5 protein-coding genes and 1 CRISPR repeat array are annotated in these 6,397 nt (G+C 48.9%); of the genes, 2 read left to right on the top strand and 3 right to left on the bottom strand.

The window, feature by feature from the left end:
* Positions 1 to 148 precede the first annotated feature (148 nt).
* Positions 149 to 2,536: a CRISPR direct-repeat array (repeat unit 37 nt; unit sequence GTTTCCGTCCCCTGGCGGGGTTTTTAGGCTGTTGAGC).
* Positions 2,537 to 2,808: 272 nt separating this feature from the next.
* On the bottom strand, positions 2,809 to 3,087 hold the full coding sequence (gene cas2, locus ACZ45B_RS14920; protein ID WP_024547080.1) for a CRISPR-associated endonuclease Cas2: 279 nt from the start codon (positions 3,085 to 3,087) through the stop codon (positions 2,809 to 2,811).
* A 48-nt stretch (positions 3,088 to 3,135) separates the two neighbouring features.
* Positions 3,136 to 4,143 carry a CRISPR-associated endonuclease Cas1 gene (gene cas1 / locus ACZ45B_RS14915; RefSeq protein ID WP_024547081.1) on the bottom strand — a complete coding sequence of 336 codons (1,008 nt, stop codon included), beginning with the start codon at positions 4,141 to 4,143 and terminating at the stop codon, positions 3,136 to 3,138.
* A 114-nt stretch (positions 4,144 to 4,257) separates the two neighbouring features.
* Here cas1 and csx18 point away from each other — a divergent pair, with 114 nt between their 5' ends.
* Positions 4,258 to 4,584, top strand: coding sequence for a CRISPR-associated protein Csx18 (gene csx18, locus ACZ45B_RS14910; protein WP_024547082.1), 327 nt, complete (start codon positions 4,258 to 4,260; stop codon positions 4,582 to 4,584).
* A 39-nt stretch (positions 4,585 to 4,623) separates the two neighbouring features.
* Complete coding sequence (locus ACZ45B_RS14905) at positions 4,624 to 5,040, top strand: SHOCT domain-containing protein (protein WP_024547083.1); 417 nt, start codon at positions 4,624 to 4,626, stop codon at positions 5,038 to 5,040.
* Here the strand turns inward: ACZ45B_RS14905 and ACZ45B_RS14900 are convergent.
* A complete protein-coding gene (locus tag ACZ45B_RS14900; protein ID WP_024547084.1) occupies positions 5,037 to 6,359 on the bottom strand; it encodes a TIGR02710 family CRISPR-associated CARF protein in 1,323 nt (440 codons plus the stop codon). The two genes, ACZ45B_RS14905 and ACZ45B_RS14900, sit on opposite strands and share 4 nt — an antisense overlap.
* Between the last annotated feature and the right edge of the window lie 38 nt (positions 6,360 to 6,397).

Below are 6,397 nucleotides of genomic sequence, written 5' to 3'. Positions count from 1 at the left end.
GGTGACCTCTTGTTCAGGTTACGCCCAGTGGGGTTTTTGGTGTTCGCGCACCAGACCCGCGACTGGGATTTTTCTTTTTTTGAAACTTTATATTTTACTGGCTGTTGAGCAACAATTAGCCAGCGACTTCGCAATATCCATGAATCGGGTTTCCGTCCCCTGGCGGGGTTTTTAGGCTGTTGAGCCTTGGCTCTCGAAGCCTACGACTTAGCCAGTGCCGCCACTGTTTCCGTCCCCTGGCGGGGTTTTTAGGCTGTTGAGCGAATCTAGCAGATTCGTACTCTATTGCAGGAGCTATATTGGTTTCCGTCCCCTGGCGGGGTTTTTAGGCTGTTGAGCTTTTGTACAAATCGACTGGAGGTAGGGGGGCTTACCTATGTTTCCGTCCCCTGGCGGGGTTTTTAGGCTGTTGAGCTTCAAGAGTACAAAGCTCTCAAAGCTAAGAAGCAGAAGCCGTTTCCGTCCCCTGGCGGGGTTTTTAGGCTGTTGAGCAATCTGTGATGATTTAAATGCAGCAGTTAAAAAAGCAGTTTCCGTCCCCTGGCGGGGTTTTTAGGCTGTTGAGCATTATGTGCTTTAGCCTCTACTGTATTGACAGTTCCAACGTTTCCGTCCCCTGGCGGGGTTTTTAGGCTGTTGAGCCAGAAGCGCGAGCGAAAGCTCAGAGAAATGGAGGTTACTGTTTCCGTCCCCTGGCGGGGTTTTTAGGCTGTTGAGCGAAACTCTCGAAGGGACAACAATTGATTGGAGTCTTTGGTTTCCGTCCCCTGGCGGGGTTTTTAGGCTGTTGAGCCTCTTGTACGTTTGTTGACGGTCAAAACTAAGACCGTGTTTCCGTCCCCTGGCGGGGTTTTTAGGCTGTTGAGCTCTCCTAGAGCCTGTAGAGTTAATAAAGTGATTAGGCTCAGTTTCCGTCCCCTGGCGGGGTTTTTAGGCTGTTGAGCAACTTCATTATCCGCCACGAATCCGTTACAATGATTGTTTCCGTCCCCTGGCGGGGTTTTTAGGCTGTTGAGCCTGCAGTCCTAGTGACTACATTGATTGCCTCCGCGGGCAGTCGTTTCCGTCCCCTGGCGGGGTTTTTAGGCTGTTGAGCTTATTGAAAGTTTAGTTAGAGGTATGAATGCTGTTGTCATGTTTCCGTCCCCTGGCGGGGTTTTTAGGCTGTTGAGCTGAGAGTCCCTGATCTTCTCTCTGTAGAGTATGAAGTTTCCGTCCCCTGGCGGGGTTTTTAGGCTGTTGAGCTTTCAGAAATTATCTCAAATTCCAATCTCACCTAAAAGTTTCCGTCCCCTGGCGGGGTTTTTAGGCTGTTGAGCAATATTCCGAATGGTTTTACACTTTTCGTGTTCAAGGTTTCCGTCCCCTGGCGGGGTTTTTAGGCTGTTGAGCGGGAGACTGGAAAAAGTGGGTATTACTGCCCCAGTGACGTTTCCGTCCCCTGGCGGGGTTTTTAGGCTGTTGAGCTTTGTCGGTGTATCCTTGCTTGTGTGGGGACTTATCACAGGGTTTCCGTCCCCTGGCGGGGTTTTTAGGCTGTTGAGCATTATTCTTCTTGTCAAGCTACGGATGAAAGAGCTGTTTGTTTCCGTCCCCTGGCGGGGTTTTTAGGCTGTTGAGCTTGAGCAAACTCTTCGAAATGTTTTCTCTCTAGCTGTTGTTTCCGTCCCCTGGCGGGGTTTTTAGGCTGTTGAGCCTACTGGGCTGCGAGAAAAGCCTCCACAAAGTTTGCGTTTCCGTCCCCTGGCGGGGTTTTTAGGCTGTTGAGCAGTGGCAATGGTGGCGGTCAAGACGCGAGGCTCAGTGGTTTCCGTCCCCTGGCGGGGTTTTTAGGCTGTTGAGCCCCATGCAACGTTTTAAGCTTTTCTTAAGCTCCAAGGATTCGTTTCCGTCCCCTGGCGGGGTTTTTAGGCTGTTGAGCGAAGGGTGCTCTAATTGGTTTGCTAATGGTATGGAAACGGGTTTCCGTCCCCTGGCGGGGTTTTTAGGCTGTTGAGCCACGGTTTTAACCGTAATGCAATGTTCTCCAACTTGAAGTTTCCGTCCCCTGGCGGGGTTTTTAGGCTGTTGAGCAGAAAGAAGAGATTCTTCTTCTGTTGAAAAATAGAAAGGAGTTTCCGTCCCCTGGCGGGGTTTTTAGGCTGTTGAGCAGTCTTCTCCTTCATCAAGGAAGTTCAAGATAAGCGAGGTTTCCGTCCCCTGGCGGGGTTTTTAGGCTGTTGAGCTAGAACGAATCTACCTCCTGAATTAGATCAGAGTTTCTGTGCGTTTCCGTCCCCTGGCGGGGTTTTTAGGCTGTTGAGCAACGTTGCCTCCAGAATTCTATGAGGAGGTGATTATGGAGTTTCCGTCCCCTGGCGGGGTTTTTAGGCTGTTGAGCTTACACTCCAAAAGATATGAAGGGTGATTCTCGTCTTTTGAGTTTCCGTCCCCTGGCGGGGTTTTTAGGCTGTTGAGCCAGGCACTGTAGATGCTTCTCAATTGTTTGATATTAATCGTGTTTCCGTCCCCTGGCGGGGTTTTTAGGCTGTTGAGCCCTAGTCATTTGGAAACTTTATTTTATGCGGTTTTCGAGGTGCATTTCCGACAGGAAGCAAAAAATGGCTCTGATTTTTTCCATAAAATAAATTCACTGCCGTAAAAAAGTCTGAAAACTCTTAATAAACCAGATTTTATCAAAAAAACTACAAATCAGCCGACCATAACCCAATAAGTTAACCCTCATTTACAAATCCTTCTTCTTACTCTGCTACAGTCATAGCGACAAAGCCTTCCCTCGCCTTAATGTTTCGTAACCTTCATTTTTCCCTACAAAATCACATAATCTGGCGGCTCATAGGGAGGCGGGCTGCCATAAACCAGAGTACGGCGCACCGCATTTTTATCAAGGGGATAAATCCGTAGACTGTCCTGCTTGAGATTCAACACAGGCAACCAACGCTCCTGGAGAAGACGGCGCAGAGTTTTCTCATCCAAAGGACATTCAAAAACAGAATATTGCACCCGTAGACAACGCTGTTCTAAAAGCTGGACTAGCTTGCGGCGACGCTTATTGTCCGCAACATCATAACAAAGTAACCACAACATGACCCGATTGTCCCCTCCCCACCTCCTGAACAACACTCCCTAAACTTTCTAGCGAATTGTGTAGGGCTCATAGTCGAGGGAACGGTGCAAAAGACAACGGGCGATCGCCCGACATTGTTCGAGCATGATTTGATTGAGCTTGAGCTTACGATTTTGGGGTCCATAGAACAGAGGCGTCTGGAGGTCTTTTTCGATCGCATGGAGCAACACCTTTTTCGCCAGAGGCCCTAACCAGATGCCTTGACCCGTATCACTGGGGACAAAATCTTCTGGTGAAAGGAGATTGTTATTGACGATCTGTAACACCAGACGATCGACGAGGATAGGGCGAAACTCTTCCATCAGATCGAGCACAAGATTGGGGCGATAGGGCTGAACCGTATGAAAAAAACCAAGATAAGGATCGAGGCCCGCCTGCACCGTCGCCGCAAAAACCCGCGATAACAGCACACCATAGCCCCAACTCAAGAGCGCGTTGATCGGGTCCGGGGGCGGTTGGCGATCGCGCTTTTGGAACCCCCAGCCATCAGAAAAGACTAGGCGCAGACTCTGGAAATAGTAACGGGAGCAAATGCCCTCAAAACCCATGAGTTGCTCACGGCTGGGACTCTGGATATGCCGCAGTTGGAGCAGCTGGGCAGCAATGGTATCCACCGCTTCGGCGAGGGGGGTCAGTTGGCCGTGGTGTTTCCGGTTCAGCCGCTGGAGGAGCACCCGCTGATTTTGAATTTTGCCCCGGATAAAATTCTGAGCGAGAGCTAAACCAAAATAACTATCGCTGACCTGGTATTGGGCGAGGCGAATCTGGGGATTGGTGGAAAATTGCCCCTGGAGTCGCCCCCGAAATTGACCCGAACTTTTGAGAAAGATCGTCTCAACGCCCCGGTCAAGGAGTTGGGCGATCGCCTGGCTAGAGAGATGAACTCCCGGTAAAACAAGCACCAAATCTAATTCCCCAAAGCGAAAACGGTGTACATTTTGATGACGCGTGATCACCAGTTGATGGTTTTCGTAACGGACGCTAGTACCTGTTTCGGTGAGATAGAGAGTCGTCATAGTCGATAATGTCGAGAATTTTAGCCATTTTCTCGTTTTTTTGAATACCCCTATTCAGATTAGCGGCCATAATCGTCGAATATTTTCACCGTTGGGCGGGACTAGACAATGTCGATGGGGCCAAAATTTGGGCAACAGCTCTTTTTTTATCGCAATTTTTTAGTAGCGATCGCCAATGCCGGGGTGACTTGGGTGATTTTGATTATTGCGCCCCTTGGGCTATTCGCCGTGATCATGAATACTTTCTTGGTTTTCTTAGCGAGTTTGGGCTTTAGCATACTGGGCGATCGCTTGCTACAGGGTTTGTTGGCCAGTGCGGGGCTCGATTTGATTCAACCCAAAGGGCCATCAAAATCTTTAGGCGATCGCCCTGGGCAAACTTGGTCAGGTGAAACACTAACTGAACGGAAACGCCGCTATTTACCAAAAGACAACGGGTAAGCTCCTTCACTGATTCATTTTTATTTTTTGATAACTGCTATGAATGACAAATTGCAAAAACTCCAAGAAATTCAAGCCCTCCGAGACAAAAACCTAATCACTGAGGAAGAATTTTCTAAACTTAGACAAGATATTCTTATGGGTAAATTATCTCTATCTCAACTCCAGACAGATCGCGAGCGTCTTGCCCAGAAAAAAATTTGGGTCGTGGTTTTGTGGGCTTTATTTATTCCTATTGGGGCCTACGTCTATACCCGTCGCTGGAAAGCTTTTTGGATTACTTTTACCTGTTTGGGTCTTCTGGGAGGGGCTGTTGGGGCAACCAGTGAAGATGTGGAAGAGGCGATTGCTAATGCCTTCGTCGTTGGTTCTATCGTTTGGCCCTTGGCTACGAGTATCGATAATGGCGCTGCTATTAGTCGTGCTCGTAACAATGAACCGGACTGGACCGACTAACTACTCAGTCTGATGCTTTGGGGAAACTGAACTCGCTTAAATTTTGACCCAGCAAGCAAAGTCCCCAAAGCTTCTTCCATAAATTGGCCGACAACCGCATAGAAATCTTGATATTGGGCCGCTGTGACCGGATTCATGCCATGGGCAAGGATCGAATAATTCCGAAAGCTTTGTTTATCTTTTAATTTCTCTTTGTATCTACTGTAAAGCTGACCGAGGGGATCATCTGGAAAGCTTTGCAACAATTCATAACTTTGAGCCAGGCTGATTTGAATTTTACCCGTGCGTTCACTGCGTCGAACTTCATATTGCGGCCGTAAATCTTCGGGTAGCTTGTTGAGATCTAGATCTCCTGTTTTAATTTCATATTCTCGCCAGAGTCTGACCTGTTCTAGGAGTTCGAGCGCCCGGTAAAGTCTGGCCACCGCATCATCGTAACGTTCCTGGAGAGCGCGACGTTCGGCATTAAGTAGTAGATCCTGCACGATTTCATATCCATGTCCTTTGATGCTACCTTCTGCTTTGAATTTATCATCTACTGCTGCGGCGATCGCCTGGCGACTACCCATCACCCGTTTCAAGAAAAGCAAGAGTTGCCGGAGGTCGGCATTATTCAAAAAAGGTTCTAAGTAACCCCAGGCTTCTGTGTGGTCGAAGCGGTCCCATAGATCCAGACCCTGGGCAAAATTTAAATAAGCTTCTATGATCGTTGTATCAACAATTTCGGTATCGCGCAACAGACTTTCTAATTCGGCGATCGCCGCTGGGTAGTTATATTGCCCCAAAAAGCGCGGTAATTCCTGTTCCAGGAGCCGTTGCACCATTAACCCTGTAACCGCCGTGCGCCGCACCCGCTCCCCCCGCTCCACTTTCTGCAAATTGATGCGCGTCGCCGTGGTGATATGCAGGGTCATCTGATAATCGAGGGCGATCGTCGCTAGGGCCACGGACATCGTTTTTGTGCCGCCAGTGTAGTCTGCGAGAAACTCACTATTCAGCGCTGTCCGTTGAATGTCTTGCACCTTCGCACTAATGCGCTGGTAAGCAACGGACAGATCATCGGGGTTATCTAACAGCACAATGTCTGTGTCTGGATCGTAATTCCTGAGCTGGAGTTGGGTCGGGATATTTGGGAGGCGATCGATCACCTCTGCGCCCCGACGATCTTCGCAGGGTTTGTCCTGCCCCATCACTTGGGAAATGCTACCTCGACTGCCCCCAGAACAAATAAAAATTGTTCGGTCTGGCTTAAGGGATTGAATCGAGGTGATGATCGGCTGATGGGAGCCACCTACAGTGACAAAAAGAATTTTAGACATTGATTAAAAGTGATGCGGGAATAGAGATGAGAAAAATT

This window comes from Picosynechococcus sp. NKBG15041c (assembly GCF_055380235.1).
Note: the sequence above shows the minus strand (reverse complement) of the source record. Positions and strands in the feature narration are given on the sequence as shown.